The 15,674-nt window shown below is 28.7% G+C and carries 15 protein-coding genes; 7 read left to right on the forward strand and 8 right to left on the reverse strand.

Annotation, left to right across the window (positions count from 1 at the left end; genetic code table 11):
• Positions 1–18: 18 nt before the first annotated feature.
• Entirely contained in the window at positions 19–888 is an 870-nt protein-coding gene (locus EPJ79_RS04010; protein WP_147738529.1) for a tetratricopeptide repeat protein, read from the forward strand.
• Between the two features lie 577 nt (positions 889–1,465).
• Here the strand turns inward: EPJ79_RS04010 and fliN are convergent.
• Genes fliN through EPJ79_RS04025 form a run of 3 tightly spaced genes read right to left on the reverse strand, consistent with a single transcriptional unit; the run spans position 1,466 to position 4,105 of the window.
• The gene (gene fliN, locus EPJ79_RS04015; protein WP_147559519.1) at positions 1,466–2,497 is read right to left on the reverse strand and encodes a flagellar motor switch protein FliN; all 1,032 of its coding nucleotides are present in this window, start codon (positions 2,495–2,497) and stop codon (positions 1,466–1,468) included.
• Between the two features lie 3 nt (positions 2,498–2,500).
• Entirely contained in the window at positions 2,501–3,532 is a 1,032-nt protein-coding gene (gene fliM, locus EPJ79_RS04020) for a flagellar motor switch protein FliM (RefSeq protein WP_021958434.1), read from the reverse strand.
• 27 nt (positions 3,533–3,559) lie between these two features.
• Complete coding sequence (locus EPJ79_RS04025; RefSeq protein WP_021958435.1) at positions 3,560–4,105, reverse strand: flagellar basal body-associated FliL family protein; 546 nt, start codon at positions 4,103–4,105, stop codon at positions 3,560–3,562.
• Between the two features lie 694 nt (positions 4,106–4,799).
• On the opposite strand from EPJ79_RS04025, the gene EPJ79_RS04030 reads away from it, so the two are divergent.
• Genes EPJ79_RS04030 through EPJ79_RS04045 form a run of 5 tightly spaced genes read left to right on the forward strand, consistent with a single transcriptional unit; the run spans position 4,800 to position 9,313 of the window.
• The gene (locus EPJ79_RS04030) at positions 4,800–5,945 is read left to right on the forward strand and encodes a double-cubane-cluster-containing anaerobic reductase (RefSeq protein ID WP_147738530.1); all 1,146 of its coding nucleotides are present in this window, start codon (positions 4,800–4,802) and stop codon (positions 5,943–5,945) included.
• Complete coding sequence (locus EPJ79_RS04035) at positions 5,942–7,087, forward strand: aminotransferase class V-fold PLP-dependent enzyme (RefSeq protein ID WP_147738531.1); 1,146 nt, start codon at positions 5,942–5,944, stop codon at positions 7,085–7,087. Before EPJ79_RS04030 ends, EPJ79_RS04035 begins: the two co-directional genes overlap by 4 nt.
• A gap of 9 nt (positions 7,088–7,096) precedes the next feature.
• Entirely contained in the window at positions 7,097–7,873 is a 777-nt protein-coding gene (locus tag EPJ79_RS04040) for an acyl-CoA dehydratase activase (protein ID WP_167497314.1), read from the forward strand.
• Positions 7,854–8,132 carry a putative Se/S carrier protein gene (locus tag EPJ79_RS11815; protein WP_244289064.1) on the forward strand — a complete coding sequence of 93 codons (279 nt, stop codon included), beginning with the start codon at positions 7,854–7,856 and terminating at the stop codon, positions 8,130–8,132. The genes EPJ79_RS04040 and EPJ79_RS11815 overlap by 20 nt, the downstream gene beginning before the upstream one ends.
• A gap of 56 nt (positions 8,133–8,188) precedes the next feature.
• The gene (locus EPJ79_RS04045; protein WP_147738532.1) at positions 8,189–9,313 is read left to right on the forward strand and encodes an aminopeptidase; all 1,125 of its coding nucleotides are present in this window, start codon (positions 8,189–8,191) and stop codon (positions 9,311–9,313) included.
• Between the two features lie 18 nt (positions 9,314–9,331).
• Here the strand turns inward: EPJ79_RS04045 and EPJ79_RS04050 are convergent, their stop codons facing one another.
• Positions 9,332–10,261, reverse strand: coding sequence for a radical SAM protein (locus tag EPJ79_RS04050; protein WP_147738533.1), 930 nt, complete (start codon positions 10,259–10,261; stop codon positions 9,332–9,334).
• A 281-nt stretch (positions 10,262–10,542) separates the two neighbouring features.
• Positions 10,543–11,538 carry an alpha-1,2-fucosyltransferase gene (locus tag EPJ79_RS04055; protein WP_147738534.1) on the reverse strand — a complete coding sequence of 332 codons (996 nt, stop codon included), beginning with the start codon at positions 11,536–11,538 and terminating at the stop codon, positions 10,543–10,545.
• Between the two features lie 439 nt (positions 11,539–11,977).
• Here EPJ79_RS04055 and EPJ79_RS04060 point away from each other — a divergent pair, with 439 nt between their 5' ends.
• A complete protein-coding gene (locus EPJ79_RS04060; RefSeq protein ID WP_147738535.1) occupies positions 11,978–12,682 on the forward strand; it encodes a gamma-glutamyl-gamma-aminobutyrate hydrolase family protein in 705 nt (234 codons plus the stop codon).
• Between the two features lie 27 nt (positions 12,683–12,709).
• On the opposite strand, the gene EPJ79_RS04065 is transcribed toward EPJ79_RS04060, so the two are convergent.
• From EPJ79_RS04065 to EPJ79_RS04075, 3 genes are all read right to left on the reverse strand, one after another.
• Positions 12,710–14,260 carry a ComEC/Rec2 family competence protein gene (locus tag EPJ79_RS04065; protein WP_147738536.1) on the reverse strand — a complete coding sequence of 517 codons (1,551 nt, stop codon included), beginning with the start codon at positions 14,258–14,260 and terminating at the stop codon, positions 12,710–12,712.
• A 22-nt stretch (positions 14,261–14,282) separates the two neighbouring features.
• On the reverse strand, positions 14,283–14,849 hold the full coding sequence (locus EPJ79_RS04070) for a TetR/AcrR family transcriptional regulator (RefSeq protein ID WP_021958185.1): 567 nt from the start codon (positions 14,847–14,849) through the stop codon (positions 14,283–14,285).
• 83 nt (positions 14,850–14,932) lie between these two features.
• A complete protein-coding gene (locus EPJ79_RS04075) occupies positions 14,933–15,673 on the reverse strand; it encodes a FecR domain-containing protein (RefSeq protein ID WP_147738537.1) in 741 nt (246 codons plus the stop codon).
• Between the last annotated feature and the right edge of the window lies 1 nt (position 15,674).

Here is a 15,674-nt window from a genome sequence, read left to right on the forward strand (position 1 = left end):
TACTTTATGGAGTAAAAAATGTTGAAAAAAGCTTTATTAATGTTTTTATCTTTAATACTATTATCTTTTATTGCCTCTTGTAAAGATAATAAAAATGTTCAGGATGATTATATAAATCAAATAGAACGAGAATATCAACAGTCTACTAATCAGGATGTTATTTTAGAATCGAATAATTTTAATTCAGGTCCTTTTTATGACGATTTTAGCGTTAATGATTATAATCAAAATAACGCCCCCAAAAAGCCGACTCCTACGGTTAGAACTTCAACGCCTATAAGGAGAGGACAAAGAAAAGCGACTATATACAATTTTTATAGTCCTTGGGCAAGCACGCATAAAACCGACCCTTTGATTATTAAAGAGATAAGAGTAATGATTGCAAATAAAGAATATACGAGAGCAAGAAATTATATAAATAATTTAGATTTGAATAATTTGCCTGTTGGAGTTGATTTGGGACAGATTTATCAATTTAAAGGAATAGTTCATTATTTTCTTTCAAAAAGCAATAGAGCAAATATATCTATAGCTAACGAATCGTTTAAAAATGTTATGAATAATACGACTATAGAAAAATTTAAACCTCTGTCTTTATTATGGAACGGAATGCTTTATCAAACTTATTCTACCGATATGAACGAATTACAAAGCGCGGTAGATTTATTTGATAGAGTTATTAACGAATATCCAAGCACAAGATTTGCAAACGATGCGACTTTCTATAAAGCGGTTACATTAAAGAAAATGGGAATGGCGGAAAGCGAATATAACGATTTATTCTTGTCGGTAAAACGAGGGGGCTTTGCGGATACTTTAATTTTCTCTCAAGTAGTTAATGATTATGTACCTGCAAATACTTTGGTAGATAGAGAATTATTAAGATAAATTAGATAAGGTTTTCATTTTTAATATAGGCAGGGTTTAAAAGCTCTGCCATTTTTTATTTTAAACTTTTCTTTATTTAAAATTAACTTTCTTAAATCGGATTGCCACGCTATCGATCGCGATGACAAGAAAGCGATTGCTACACTTATGCTCGCCCACTCTGTGCGACTTACAGCGATGACAAAAAATAAAGGACAATTTAAAATTAAAATTTTTAAGAATATTACAAGAAACTATAATATTGTAGATAATTATTTATTACGGCTAAAGGTTTTGCGCCTGTAAATGGAGCTATAACTGAAAGTAGTTATGGTAGTAGCGAAATGCCAATATAAATACTGGAGGATAATTGAGAAGCGGTTATATAGCAAGCATACCTAAATACTTACTATGCAGAATAACCTTATCATAGTTATGTTATAACAGAATATTTTATTTGTTAAAATAATTTTAATAATTTTTTATATTATTAGTTTGTGCGGACTGATGACGCTTATTTTATACTTTTTATAAATTAAATAAAAAAGCGAGACTATAAAATAGTCCCGCTTAAATTCTTAATTTATTATAAAACAAATTATTTTGCTTTATTTCTTAATCTATCCATAGGATTGATAATATCGGTAACTCTAACGCCAAAGTTTTCATCTATAACCACAACTTCGCCTTTAGCTATTAGTTTTCCATTAACTAATAAGTCAACGGGTTCTCCAGCCAATTTTTGAAGTTCTATAATCGAACCTTCGCCAAGTCCTAATATATCTCGAATAGTCATAGTCGCTCTTCCAAGTTCAACCGTCATATTCATGGTTACATCCATAAGCAATCCGATATTTCCCGTTCCTTGAATATCCGCCGCAGGCATTAGAGAATTAAACTCTGCATGCTGAACTCCTAATTGATTAGAAGGTTCAAATTCATTATTATTAGAATCTCCGCTATTAGAATTGCTTGCAGAATTTCCGCTCGAAGATTTGCTATTTCCTATAAGAGCTTGCAAAAGAGGAAGTTCCATAGCTAATACATAAGGAGCGTTTTCAAATTCTCCCTCTATTGTAGCCGTTCCATTAACTATAGCCAAACTGCCCGATATATTAATCTTAGACGCATCTTCCAATATAGAAGTTTCTACAGGCGAATTTGTAAAATTGCCTCCGAATCTTGAAGTTAAAGCGCTATCTGAAGAGCCTATCATTTGAGAAAATGCTTCTTTCAATGCCTGCGCAACCATATCGTTTAAGATTTCTTCTTTTTGTCCCATCATAAAAGAAGATATAGCCAAAGATTCTTTTTCGCCCATGAAATAATAAGCGTTTCCGCTAATCGAACCTGTATAAGACACTTTAGCCTCTACCATTTTACCCGATAGCATTTGCTGTAAATTTGTAGTATTTCCTATAGTGGTTGCAATATTTGTTATAGTCACGGTTTTCGTGGAAATAGAAGATAATGAAAAAGCCTGATTATCCGCTATAATTTTAGCCGCCTCGTTAAAAAGTTGTTTATCCACATTTCCATCGGATGCTGTTTCAGTTCCGCCAAACGCTTCATCAGAGCCTTTAAGCAAAGCTTCTATTTCATCTTGAGATAATGCGCCGTCACTTATCATAAATTATTCCTCCTCTTTTAATAAATCTTCTTCGGTTATGTCAGCCTCGTTATCCATGACTCCCGTAAGTTGAACAGCCATTCTACTGCCCGAAATACCAGGGCGACATAAAAATTTCTTTCTCGTTCCAACCTTAAATATAACAGGGTCGGTGATTTTAGTGTCCGTAAATTTAACCACATCTCCCTTTTGAAGATTGAGAATATCCGAAAGTGGCAATTGCATAGAGCCAAGTTCCGCCGAAGTTTCAACAAATATATTTTGTAATTTCTCTTTAATAATTTTCAAGTTTTCAATCGTGCTTCCTCTTTTAACCGAAGCATACCAATATTGAGCCGATAATTTTGAAAGTATAGGTTCTATCGTAATGTAAGGAATACAAAAATTCATCATACCTTCAACATCGGCAACTTTAGTCTCTAAAGTAATTAAAACAACCATGTCGTTAGGGCTTACCATTTGAGCGAATTGAGGATTCGTTTCAATAGAGCCTAAACGCGGTCTTAAATCTATAACTTGAGACCAGGCTTCTCTTAAATTTCCTAATATTCTAACTATGATTCCTTCCATAACGGAAAGCTCGATATCGGTTAACTCTCTGTTTAGATTTTTAGGACTTTCTCCAGGTCCTCCAAATAATCTGTCTATAATAGTAAAAGTTATCGAAGGGTCAATTTCTAAAATAGAACTTCCTTTAAGAGGGTCCATACTAACCATAGCCAAAGTAGAAGGATTGCTTACGCTTCTTATAAACTCTTCGTAGGTAAGCTGGTCAACGCTTGCGACATGGATTCCTACTAAAGTTCTTAATTGCGCCGATAAAGAAGTAGTGGTAACGCGGGCGAAATTCTCATGCATCATTTGAAGCGTTCTAATTTGGTCTTTTGAAAATTTATCAGGACGCTTAAAATCGTAAATTTTTATTTTTCTATGCTCTACTTCAACGCGTTTGGTATCGATATTATCCAAACTTTTGCCTGACGATATGGCGCTTAATAAAGCATCTATTTCGCTCTGAGACAATACTTCCGTCATAAAATATTCCTTAAACCTATTTTCAAATTAACTTAATATAAGGTCTACAAACAATACATCGTCTATTTGACCGTTTCTAAGCATACTGTTTATTTCTCTTTTAATATCCGCTTTTAACTGCTCCCTTCCTTCGTTAGTTCTTAATTGGTCGTAAGTATAAGAACTAATGAGCGCGTATATTCTGTCTTTTATCATATAAACTCTTTCAGGAAGCTCAACAGCTAATTGTTTAGCGTTAGCCGTATAAGTTAAAACTATGCTCACTTTAAAATATCTTGTAACATCCATATCCGCCGTATTAGCGTTGAAATCTGGAGTTATAGGGAAATAAGTTGGAGGCGGTTGTTTTATCATATCGTCCGAAATTCCGCCTTGAACTCCAGAGGCTTTTCCCACGCCTTTTGATACAAAGTAAGCTATAAGTCCAGAAATTAAAATAACAACTAATAAAGCAGCAATAATCATAAGTATTTTAATAATCATAGGACTTATGCTAAATTTTTTCTTAGGTTTGGCTTCGGCTTGTTCCTCTTCTTCGCCTTCTTCTAAATCTAAATTTTCTTCGTCTGCCATATTATTTCCTCTCTTAAATATAATATTCTAATATTATATAGCAGAAAATAAATATATCAATTCTTATGTTAACTTTATAAATATTTACTGCTTTTAATATAATATCGGTATAGTAAAAAAATACTTAACATATTTTTTATGCAATTGTAAAAAGAGTTTTATTATAATTATTTAGTTCCATTAAATAAATAAATTTTATAAAAAGTGGACTGCTCGTCAACGGCAGACTTTAGTCTCAGCAGACGCTTGCAATGATAGTGGGAGATATTGCTTGGCTTCTAACCGACTTGTTGTGTCAGTAACTTCGCATAACGGTAAAAAATAGTCATTGCAATGACAATATTTTTATGAAATAAAAAAATTGAATTAAATTTAATTATATAATTAAAAATATAATTATTAATATATAAATACTTGTTGAAAAATAATTAAAATGTTATATAATATTTAATATAGCGATAAAATATTGATATTTAAGATTTGGAAATTTTGGAGATATTAATCTTTATGATAGAATATTTTTCAATATCAAAAATAATAGTAGCCATATCGTATTTGGCAAAGAAACATACAAAGCATATATTCTAATCTAAAAAGTCCATAGTTTATAGACTCTAAAAATAAATTTTTGTAAACACTACTATAAAATATAAAACAATAAAATTAAAAAATTTAAATTAATAGGAGAAATTATATGTCTAACAAATTGCCAGATGTTTTTGAATCTTTTAACGACGCGCGTAAAAAAGGTTTTCTTACTATGAAAGAAGAAAAAGATAAAGGAAGAAAAGTCGTAGGAACTTTTTGCACATACACTCCGAGAGAGTTAATATATGCGGCGGATGCCATGTCGGTGTCTCTATGTTCTACAAGCGATGAAACCGTTCCAGATGCAGAAAAAGTATTGCCAAAAAATTTATGTCCTTTGGTAAAATCAAGCTACGGTTTTGCAATAACCGATAAATGCCCTTACATGTATTTTTCGGATATTATAATCGGCGAGACTACATGTGACGCTAAAAAGAAAATGTATGAACTCTTGGGAGAGATAAAAGACACTTATGTTATGCAGCTTCCTCATTCTAAAAATAATTTTTCTATGGCACTTTGGAAAAACGAACTTGTCGAGCTAATAAAAAAATTAGAAGAAAAGTTTGGTGTTAAGATAACGGAAGATAAAATAAAAGAAGCGATTAAATTATGCAATAAAGAGAGAAAAGCGATGAAAGAATTCTTTAATTTGGCTAAACTTAATCCTTCGCCAATAAAGGGAACGGATATGCATGAAGCTTTGTATTCTTCCAACTTCAAGTTTGACAGAGAGCTTTATATAAACGAAATAAAATCTTTGACTAATTCGCTTAAAGAAAAATACGATAGCGGAGAGACTCCGTTTAAAAAAGGAACGCCAAGAATACTTATAACGGGATGTCCTACAGGAGGGCTTGTCGATAAAATTGTAAAACAGCTTGAAGAGGCGGGAAGTTCTGTAGTTTGTTTTGAAAATTGCGTTGGAACTAAAAATTTTGAAATGCTTGTGGACGAAAATAAAGAGCCTATAGACGCTATAGCCGAAAGATATTTAAATATTCCATGTTCTATAATGACGCCAAATGACGGTAGAATGGATAGAATAAAAGAATATATAAAAGATTATAGCGTAGACGGAGTAGTCGATGTCACTCTTACCGCTTGCCATACTTATGCTATAGAAACCAAAAAAGTTAGAAGAGCGGTTGAAGGATGTGGAAAATCTTATTTGGCTATAGAAACTAATTATTCAAATAGCGATTCGGGACAACTTAAAACGAGACTTGAAGCCTTTGTAGAGATGCTATGATTTATTTTGATAACGCCGCTACGACTTTAAAAAAGCCTAAAGAAGTAGCCGTAGCGGTATATGAAGCTATTAATAATTTTTCAAATGCATCGAGAGGCTCTTATGAATTGTCTCTAAATTCCGAAAGAATTATTTTATCGGCAAGAGAGAGATTAAAAAAGCTATTCAATGCGGATTCTCCAAATTGTATAGCTTTCACAAATAATTCTACAGAAGCTCTTAATATTGCCATAAAAGGTTTGATTAATAAAAACGACCATATTATAACTACTTCTTTTGAACATAATAGCGTATTAAGACCCATTTACGAAATGGAAAATATAGGAACTGAAGTTACAATTATTAAAGCCGATAAAAGAGGAATCATAAATTATAATGAAATAGAAAATAATATTAAAGAAAATACAAAAGCGATTATTTGCGCGCATGCCTCGAATGTTATCGGAAATATTTTGGATATTTCTTTAATAGGAAAAATCGCTAAAAAATATAAATTGATTTTTATATTGGACGCTTCTCAAACCGCGGGATGCGTTCCGATAGACATTAAAAATAATTTTATAGATGTTTTATGTTTTACGGGACATAAAGGATTAATGGGACCTCAAGGAACTGGAGGATTATGCGTTAGAAAAGATTTGTATATAAAGCCTTTGAAAACGGGAGGAACGGGAATTAAAAGCTATTCAAAAACTCATCCTAAAGATATGCCTACGAGGCTTGAAGCTGGGACATTAAATGGACATGGAATAGCTGGATTAAACGCCGCTTTAGAGTTTATAGAAAATGAAACCATAGAAAAAATAATGAAGCATGACAGAGAATTGAGCCGTTATTTTTATGACTCTATTAAAAATATTGAGAATATAAAATTTTACGGAGATTATAAAACAGACAATAGGGTGTCGATAGTCGCTTTAAATATAGGCGAAATAGATTCTTCAAAAATATCCGATATTCTATCAAACGATTATAATATTGCCACGAGACCAGGGGCTCATTGCGCTCCTTTAATGCATGAAGCTTTAGGGACGGTAAATCAAGGAATAGCGAGATTTAGTTTTTCTTATTTTAATACTTTTGAGGAAATCGACAAAGGAATAGAGGCTATAAAAGAAATAAGCTCTAAATTTAAAAAATAGGTATAAAAAATGTATTATGTCGGAATAGATATAGGCTCTACCGCTTCAAAAGTAGCCGTTTATGACGAAAATAAAAAAGAATTTATAGATTTATTTATGCTTCCTACGGGATGGTCTGGAATAGAAACCGCTTCAAAAATATTTAAAACCTTAAAAGAAAAAAATATTAATAAAGATAATTCATATTTTGTAGGCACTGGATACGGAAGAGTGGCTATAGAATATGCAAACGATACGATAACCGAAATAACATGTCATGCGAAAGGAACTAATTTTTTATTCAATAATTTAAGCGGCACTTTAATAGATATCGGCGGACAGGATACTAAAATCATAAAAATAAAAGACGGCAAAGTGGATAATTTTATTATGAACGATAAATGCTCGGCGGGAACGGGAAGATTTATAGAATTGATGGCTAACTCTCTCGGCTGCTCGATAAACGATTTGATTAAAGAGGCTGAAAAATGCGAATCAACCGATATAAGCATAAGTTCTACTTGCACGGTATTCGCGGAGACGGAAGTTATAAGCCTTAAATCTTCAGGAAAGAAAAAAGAAGAAATCGCTTTCGCCATAGTGTCGTCTGTTGCAAATAAAGTCGCTTCGTTATGCGGAAAGTTTAAAGACGATAATTATTTTCTTACGGGAGGTTTATGCGTATTTCCGTATTTGGTGAAATCTTTAGAAAAATCGCTTTGCGGTAAAGTGATAACTGACGATAGAGGGCAATACGCCGGAGCTATTGGAGCGGCTATTATAGGATTTGATAAAAATAATAAATAAAGGACTTAAAAGATTTTATATGATAGAAAAAAATGAAAAAAGACTTATAATAACTTTTAATACTACAACTGATGTTTTGAGAGCCGAAAAAGTATTTAAAGAAAATAATATTTTAGGAAAAATAATTTCTATTCCAAGCGAAATATCGGCGGGATGCGGTTTGACTTGGGAATCTAAAATTGAATTAAGAGAAGTATTGATAAAAATATTAAAAGAAAATAATATTGAATACGATAATATTTACGAAATTAATAAATAATTTTTATATTTTATAAAATAAAGTAAATTTTTAAAATTAAAATTAAGGAAGTAAAAATGCAAGACCCAAGAATAAATAAATTAGCGGAAAGTTTGGTTAACTATTCCTGTAAAGTTAATAAAAATGAAAATGTTTTAATAAAAGTTTATGGAGAGAGCGAAGAGCATAATTTGGTTAAAGCTTTGATAAAAGAAGTTTATAAAGTCGGAGGAAATCCTTTCGTATGGAATCATAACCCGCAAATAATGATAGAATTACTTAAAGAATGCAATGAAGAGCAGATAAAATTATGGGCGGAATCCGATTTGGCGCTTATGCGAAAAATGGACGCTTATATCGGAATATGGGGCGGTTCAAATAACGCGGAAAATTCTTCGGTTAGAAGAGAGAATAATCAAATATACGAAAAATTTTATTCTAATCCCGTTCATATGCATGAGAGAGTGAAAAATACAAAATGGGTTATACTTAATTATCCGACTCCTTCTATGGCTCAGCAGGCTTCAATGAGCAGCGATGAATTTGAAGATTTTTATTTTAAAGTATGCAATTTGGATTATTCTAAAATGTCAAAAGCTATGGATAATTTAGTAGAGCTTATGGATAAAACAGATAAAGTAAAAATAATCGGCGAAGGAACGGATTTAACTTTTTCAATAAAAAATATTAAAGCTATTAAATGCGCGGGCGAAATGAATATTCCTGATGGAGAAGTTTTTACCGCTCCCGTTAGAGAATCGGTTAATGGAATTTTATCTTATAACGCTCCTTCTTTATATAACGATGGATTTACTTACGAGAATATAAAATTTGAATTTAAAAACGGAAAAATTATAAAAGCTACGGCAAACGATACTAAAAGAATAAACGAAATTTTAGATACGGACGAAGGCGCAAGATATATAGGCGAGTTTTCTTTGGGAGTTAATCCTTATATAACAAAACCTATGAAAGATATTTTATTTGACGAAAAAATAATGGGAAGCTTTCATTTTACGCCAGGCTCTTGTTACGATGAAGCGCCTAACGGAAATAAATCTATTATTCATTGGGATTTAGTTTGCATTCAGACGGAAGATTACGGCGGAGGCGAAATTTATTTTGACGATATATTGATAAGGAAAAACGGAATTTTTGTAGTCGATAGTTTGAAATGTCTCAATCCTGAAAACTTATATTAATTTATTTTTTATAAAGAATTATTCAATATATTCCTCAATGCCTTTTGTTGAAGTTTTCCAAGTTATACCATATTTCCAATTTTTCACATCGCAATATTTACAGAAAGGTATCGGTTTCGCTAAAAATTGTAGAATTTCTTGATAATTTCTTGCTTTATGTATATCAATATAATCATTAACGCTTATCGGAATATTTTTATTAAAAAATTTATTAAAATGTCTTATATTTGAAGGTAAAGAACATGTATATAATTTTCCATTATCTAAAAATATGCAACTATTTGCTAAATTACAATTTCTAAAATTATACTCTGGATTTTCTTTTCCATCCAAATTTAGCATATGTTTATAGCTAGTCTTAATAATATTTTCATCATTAAAAAATTGTAATTTTATATTCATGTCTTTACAAATTTCTTTTATTTTATCCCAATCTATTTTTATCGGGTATTTTGTCGGCGCTAAAGTAATATTATTATCTTTCATTGATTGCCAAAAGCTATTATCTTGTTTCAATAATAAAATTCCATTTGTAATTAATTTTATTTCGGTTTTATCAAAATATTTCCTTGCAATTTCAAAAAATCTTTTTATATTAGGATTTAATAAAGGCTCGCCTCCAATTAAATGAATTGTATTTACTTCTCCGTTAGATAATTCGGATAGTCTTTTAATATCTTTTTCAAACACTTCAATATTTGTAAATTCCGGTTCTGCTAATTGGGAGAAATGGTCACAACATTGACAATTAAGATTGCAATGTTCCACCAAATGTATATCTATAAAATCTATATTCGCTTTAGGAGTTATTTTATTAAATTGGAAATTAATTAAATCATGCTTTGCTCTAATACTTTCAAAAAAATCTCTAACTTTGTCTCTTAATTTTCTATTTGGTATCCACCAAACTATATTATCTATCGTTTTTTTAATATCTTTGTCATTCATTTATTTCTCCAGAATTAGTTAACATATTGCTTATTATAGGAACATAAATTATTAAATTATGATTAAATTATACTTAATTTTTTGATAAATGATTATTTTTTATAAATTAATACTCAGAAAATGATACAAATAAATTTATATTCAACTGTTGATATTTTATTTTTTGTATGTTATAATGAATTTTATTATAAATTATTGAGGTTGCATATTCCGATAATAAGCAATATGTTAACTATGTTATGTAAATATTTTTATAAATCTGAAATTATATTTTAAACTACTTATAAAGAATTTATATTATCGGGGCTTATTACTATGATATTTTTATTTTTATTAAACATATAAGCGGCTTTTGAAAACGCGCCAATAGTAAATATCATATGTTTTGATGAAGACATTAAATACATATCAAAATATACCGTATCTTTATTATCGTTATTAGAGTAAGTATATTCTACTTCTTTCTTCAAATTTATTAATATATTATTTTTTACCCAATTCATATCGTTTGAAAAGAAAAAGAATTTAGGCTTTATCGGTTTTAATTTTTCTATCATTAAATAAATAGATTTAAAAATATATTCTTTATATATAGAATCGTTATTTTTAAATACCGCAAATCCGCCATGCGCTTTAATATCTCCTCTTCTAATATGAACGGCTACCGATGCAGGATGATTAATTATTTCGTTATGAATAACCAAATTATCGCCTTCAAGTCTATGAAGCAAATGTTTATCAAGGTCAAGTTTTTCTTTTATTTTTTCAAAATCATGATTTAATGGAAGCGGATAACCGTCAAGATATATATTCTTCATTTTTTTGATATAATTATCTATAGGATACCAAGTTTCGTCTTTAACATAGAATAATCTTTTATACATTTCAATCTCATCTTTTGTAGCTATTTCTATATCTAAATCGGGAAAACAATTAGTTAAATCAAAAATTCTTTTTTCTTTTCCCAAAGCATCTTTACCCCAATTTAAATGCCAAGTAATATCGTATTTTATCCTTACATTATCATAATTTTGTTTAATAGATTCTCCAATAAAATATTTACCCAACTGTCCCGTAAATCCATCACTTTGCCATATTATAATAGTTCTTTCGTCTTTATCGCTTTCTGCCGAATTATTTTTATTCATTAAATATTCTACTTTATAAGCGGTATTTACAATATCGTTAAGAATATTTCTCATATTATCTCTTTTGCTCTTTTTGGGTATAATCCAAACTAATTTATTTACTAGGTCTGTATAATTTTTATAAAGCATAATTTATACCTCTAAATAAAAATAGATAACTCAATAAATATTTGAATTTATAAAAATAATGACAATATATATAATTTAATGTATATGCATATATAAATAAGTTTTTATTTTTTGAAAAGTATTTTAAAAAATTTAAAATTATATTAATTGGCGATTGGCGATTGGCGATTGGCGATTGGCGATTGGGTAATCGTAAATATAATTAATTAATTTAATAATCATAGCTATATTATAGTATATAATAAATGATTTGTCAAGAGTTTAATACGCTTAAAACAAAAGAGCGCAACTTGAACTAAATAAAAAACTATTAATACTTTATTTTTAAGCGTTATACATAATTAAAATATATTTATAAAATTTATTAAATAAACTTGAAAAAATATTTTTTATATATAAAATTATTTCTAAAAATTAAAAATAAATTTGGAATTAATAAATGAATATTATAGGAATATCGGGAAATATTTTAGAAGAAAATTCTATAGCAAAGGTTTTTGTAAATCGAACTTATATAGATTCTGTAGTTAGAGCTAACGGAATTCCTTTTATAATTCCTATATGCGAAGACGAAAATATAATAAAAAAAATGATTGAAAAAGTTGACGGAATTATAATGACGGGAGGAGTCGATATTCATCCTTTTAGATTCAACGAAGAACCTAATCCAAAAATTGGAGCAATATCAAAAGAAAGAGACGATTTCGATTTTTTAATTATGAAACATGCTTTTGAAATGAAAAAACCAATATTTGGAATTTGTAGAGGAATACAACTTATAAATGTTTTTTTTGGCGGAACTTTAATACAAGATATTAACTCTCAAAAAAATACGAATGTTTTACATTCTCAAACTGCGGCAATAGATGTGGCGACTCATAAAATTAAAATAAAAAAAGATTCTATAATCTACAATATTTTTGGAAAAACTGCCGAAGTAAATAGCTTTCATCATCAGGCTATTGATAAACTTTCTAAAGATTTTAAAATCACATCTACGGCTAATGACGGAATAATAGAATCTATAGAATATAAGAAAAAAGACGCTTTTATATTTGGCGTTCAATGGCATCCCGAATGTATGACTGCTAAAGATATAAAAATGCAAAATATATTTTCTATGTTTGTAGATATTTGTAAATAATATAAATATTAAAAGTTTATTAATCAATTATTTTTTATTAATTTTTACTCTTAAAATAAGCCCGATAAACATAATAATAAAAGTTAAAAATATTGCAAAATATAAATTGCATAAAATTTGATATTTCAAAAATTTTATTTCGGAAAAATTTTTAGACAATTTTATTAATAGATTTGTAAAAAATTCCACAGTAGAAGCGGGATAAATCGACAAAGGAGAATATATTTGAAAAATAATTATAGTTATTATCGAAGAAGATAGAATTATAAAAGCCAAAGGAACGGCGAAAATATTTGCAAATATCGAAGTTAAATTTAAAATCGAAAAATGATAAACGCTAAAAGGCAATATTGAAATTAACGCTATTAAATTTATAAAAAGAAATCCAACTAATTTTATGATTAAATTTTTTAGAAAAATATTATCTACATTTTTTATTTTACTTAAAATATAAAAATCAAAAATCGGATAATAAAGAATTATTCCTAAAGTCGCTAAAAAAGAAAATTGAAAACTTATCTCTCTTATAGAATTAGGCTCTATTGTCAATATTATTAAAGCGGCTAAAAATAACGAATTGACGGAATTTCTATTTTTATCGAAAATAAAAGATATTAATAAACAAAAAGCCATTATGCTCGCTCGAATTATAGAAACCGAAAATAAAGTAATAGCGGGATAAATTATAATTGTTATAATTGTAGATATTAATATTCTTTTATAAAAATTTATCGGCAGAAAAGATAAAGCGATAAATAAAATATAAAGAACCATAGAAATATGAAGTCCAGATATTGAAAGTATATGAGATATTCCCGCGTCTATAAAATATTGATTTATATTTTTTGGAATAATGCTTTTATCTCCGATTGTTATGCCTTGAGCTACAGAATAATTTATTGGACTTAAAAATTTTCCGAGAGATTTTTTTGCAATATTTCTAAAATATAAACCGTATTTATTTATATAATTGATAATTGAAAAACCGCTTTTTTGAACGGTAAAATTAATATAAGTATAAATTGAAGAAACGCCATATAACATTTTATTATCAAGATTTTTTATAATATTTTTTTCGTTTTCATTTGTAAAAATATTTTTATACAAATTAATTTTTGCATAAACCGTAATTTCATCGTTTATATAAATCGGTTTTGAAGAATTATGATATATTCTAATATTTCCCGAATAATAAAGCCAATTTTTTCCGTCAAATATCATATCGACATAAGCAATATATCTATCTCTAAAATTTATTACTCCTTCATATTCTTTTATTTTCGCTCTATAGCCCTTTATATTGCCTTCAAAATCGCTCAAAGGATTAATAAATATTTTATAATATCTCGCTATAGTAAAACTATAACCGATAAAAAAACATGATATTATAGCTAAATAAATTTTAGTTTTATTAAAAAATGCAAAAATTAAAGATAAGATTATTAATATAAAAGCGACTATTAAAAATATATACGATAAAAAAATATTTTTTAAAGATAAAGCTAAAGATATTCCAAAAGAAAAACTTAAAGCAATGTATAAAATATAAGTAATCGGATAGCTATAAAATTTTTTCATTATTATTTAAAAGTAAAAATATTTATCTCTTTACTATTCCGTAAAAAATTATATTTATAATAGTGTCTAAATCTTTTTCTGCGCTTTCAAAATTTTCGTTTTTTGCCCATTCTAATTCAAAGCCTTTTATTATTGCAAGTATCGACTCTGTTGCAAGTTTTATATCTATATTAAATAATCCTTTTTTTACTCCGCTTCTTAATATCATTTTTATAGTATTAAATTCGTCTTTATGATATTGCGCTCTCATATGTTCTATAAGCGTAAAATCTTCAAATATTCCGCTATGCAAGGCTTCGTAAAGATTGGCAAGTTTTATATAACCTTTTTGTCTCGTTAGTATATACGCTCTTATTTTCGCTTCCGCCGTTTCTTCTTTTTTTATCGCTTCGTATAATTCCGATTTTAAGTCTAAAGCTTCTTTTTCCGCGATTGCAAAAAATATTTCTTCTTTGCTCTTAAAATAATAATAAATACTGCTTTTAGATTTATGAACCATTAATGCAATATCGCTCATAGAAGCCTTTTTAAAACCATATTGTTTAAATAATTTTCTTGCAGCTTTTATAATTTGTTCTCTCGGATTCATTTTTATCCTTATTTAATTAATTTAATTATATTATAACAGAATATTGATATTTGTCAAAAAATAGGATTTATTGTTTTAAGATTTTATTTTGATTCGCTAAAAAAATCGTTTCCTATAGGCGCTACTACCTGTTTTACATTAAACGCAGACGAATCGCTTAATTTTGCAATATTTTTGTAAACATTAGCTTGAGCCACTCTCTCTATATATTGCATTCTTAATATTTCGTTTATTCTATTTCTTAAATAAGCCGACATAACTATATCTTTTGTAGTTCCGTCTTTTAGATTAACTTCTCTAAACTGTCCTACAACCGTATTATTTAATTTTCCATATCCATGCAAGAATTGAACTTTTGTTATTCCTCCATTATGAGAAACTATAGCGGCTCCAGATATATTTATAGTGCTGTTGTCGGGCGTATAAATTGTAATGTATTCGGGTTTATAACTCATAGGCGCTACGATTAAAATCTCGCCTTTATGCAAACTAAATACAATATTTCCGTTTTTATCAAAAGTATTGTCTAAATATATTGAGGAGTTTTCTTCGACTTTCAATAAAATTCTGTCTTGCAAATATGCAGTTAAAGAAGACGCTTCCGTGATTATAGTGTCTCTCGTAAATAATAAATCTCCCAATCTCGCGGGTTTTTGAATAATTTTTTTTGCCGCTTGAGTTTCGTCAGATTTTTTCGCTTCCACTTCAAGTTTTACATTTCCTTGAACATCGACAACTTTTATATATTTAGTCGAATTATAATAAGCTTCTATATTTAATGAAATTGCAAATATTAATATTGTGGCTATAATTCTTTTTTTCATT

It is taken from the genome of Brachyspira aalborgi, assembly GCF_008016455.1.
GTDB lineage: Bacteria > Spirochaetota > Brachyspiria > Brachyspirales > Brachyspiraceae > Brachyspira > Brachyspira aalborgi.

What these genes read in the sequence shown, in the direction of transcription:
- EPJ79_RS04010 (WP_147738529.1), top strand. Translation starts at nt 19, where the DNA reads ATGTTGAAAAAAGCTTTATTAATGTTTTTATCTTTAATACTATTATCT.
- fliN (WP_147559519.1), bottom strand. Translation starts at nt 2,497, where the DNA reads ATGATAAGTGACGGCGCATTATCTCAAGATGAAATAGAAGCTTTGCTT.
- fliM (WP_021958434.1), bottom strand. Translation starts at nt 3,532, where the DNA reads ATGACGGAAGTATTGTCTCAGAGCGAAATAGATGCTTTATTAAGCGCC.
- EPJ79_RS04025 (WP_021958435.1), bottom strand. Translation starts at nt 4,105, where the DNA reads ATGGCAGACGAAGAAAATTTAGATTTAGAAGAAGGCGAAGAAGAGGAA.
- EPJ79_RS04030 (WP_147738530.1), top strand. Translation starts at nt 4,800, where the DNA reads ATGTCTAACAAATTGCCAGATGTTTTTGAATCTTTTAACGACGCGCGT.
- EPJ79_RS04035 (WP_147738531.1), top strand. Translation starts at nt 5,942, where the DNA reads ATGATTTATTTTGATAACGCCGCTACGACTTTAAAAAAGCCTAAAGAA.
- EPJ79_RS04040 (WP_167497314.1), top strand. Translation starts at nt 7,097, where the DNA reads ATGTATTATGTCGGAATAGATATAGGCTCTACCGCTTCAAAAGTAGCC.
- EPJ79_RS04045 (WP_147738532.1), top strand. Translation starts at nt 8,189, where the DNA reads ATGCAAGACCCAAGAATAAATAAATTAGCGGAAAGTTTGGTTAACTAT.
- EPJ79_RS04050 (WP_147738533.1), bottom strand. Translation starts at nt 10,261, where the DNA reads ATGAATGACAAAGATATTAAAAAAACGATAGATAATATAGTTTGGTGG.
- EPJ79_RS04055 (WP_147738534.1), bottom strand. Translation starts at nt 11,538, where the DNA reads ATGCTTTATAAAAATTATACAGACCTAGTAAATAAATTAGTTTGGATT.
- EPJ79_RS04060 (WP_147738535.1), top strand. Translation starts at nt 11,978, where the DNA reads ATGAATATTATAGGAATATCGGGAAATATTTTAGAAGAAAATTCTATA.
- EPJ79_RS04065 (WP_147738536.1), bottom strand. Translation starts at nt 14,260, where the DNA reads ATGAAAAAATTTTATAGCTATCCGATTACTTATATTTTATACATTGCT.
- EPJ79_RS04070 (WP_021958185.1), bottom strand. Translation starts at nt 14,849, where the DNA reads ATGAATCCGAGAGAACAAATTATAAAAGCTGCAAGAAAATTATTTAAA.
- EPJ79_RS04075 (WP_147738537.1), bottom strand. Translation starts at nt 15,673, where the DNA reads ATGAAAAAAAGAATTATAGCCACAATATTAATATTTGCAATTTCATTA.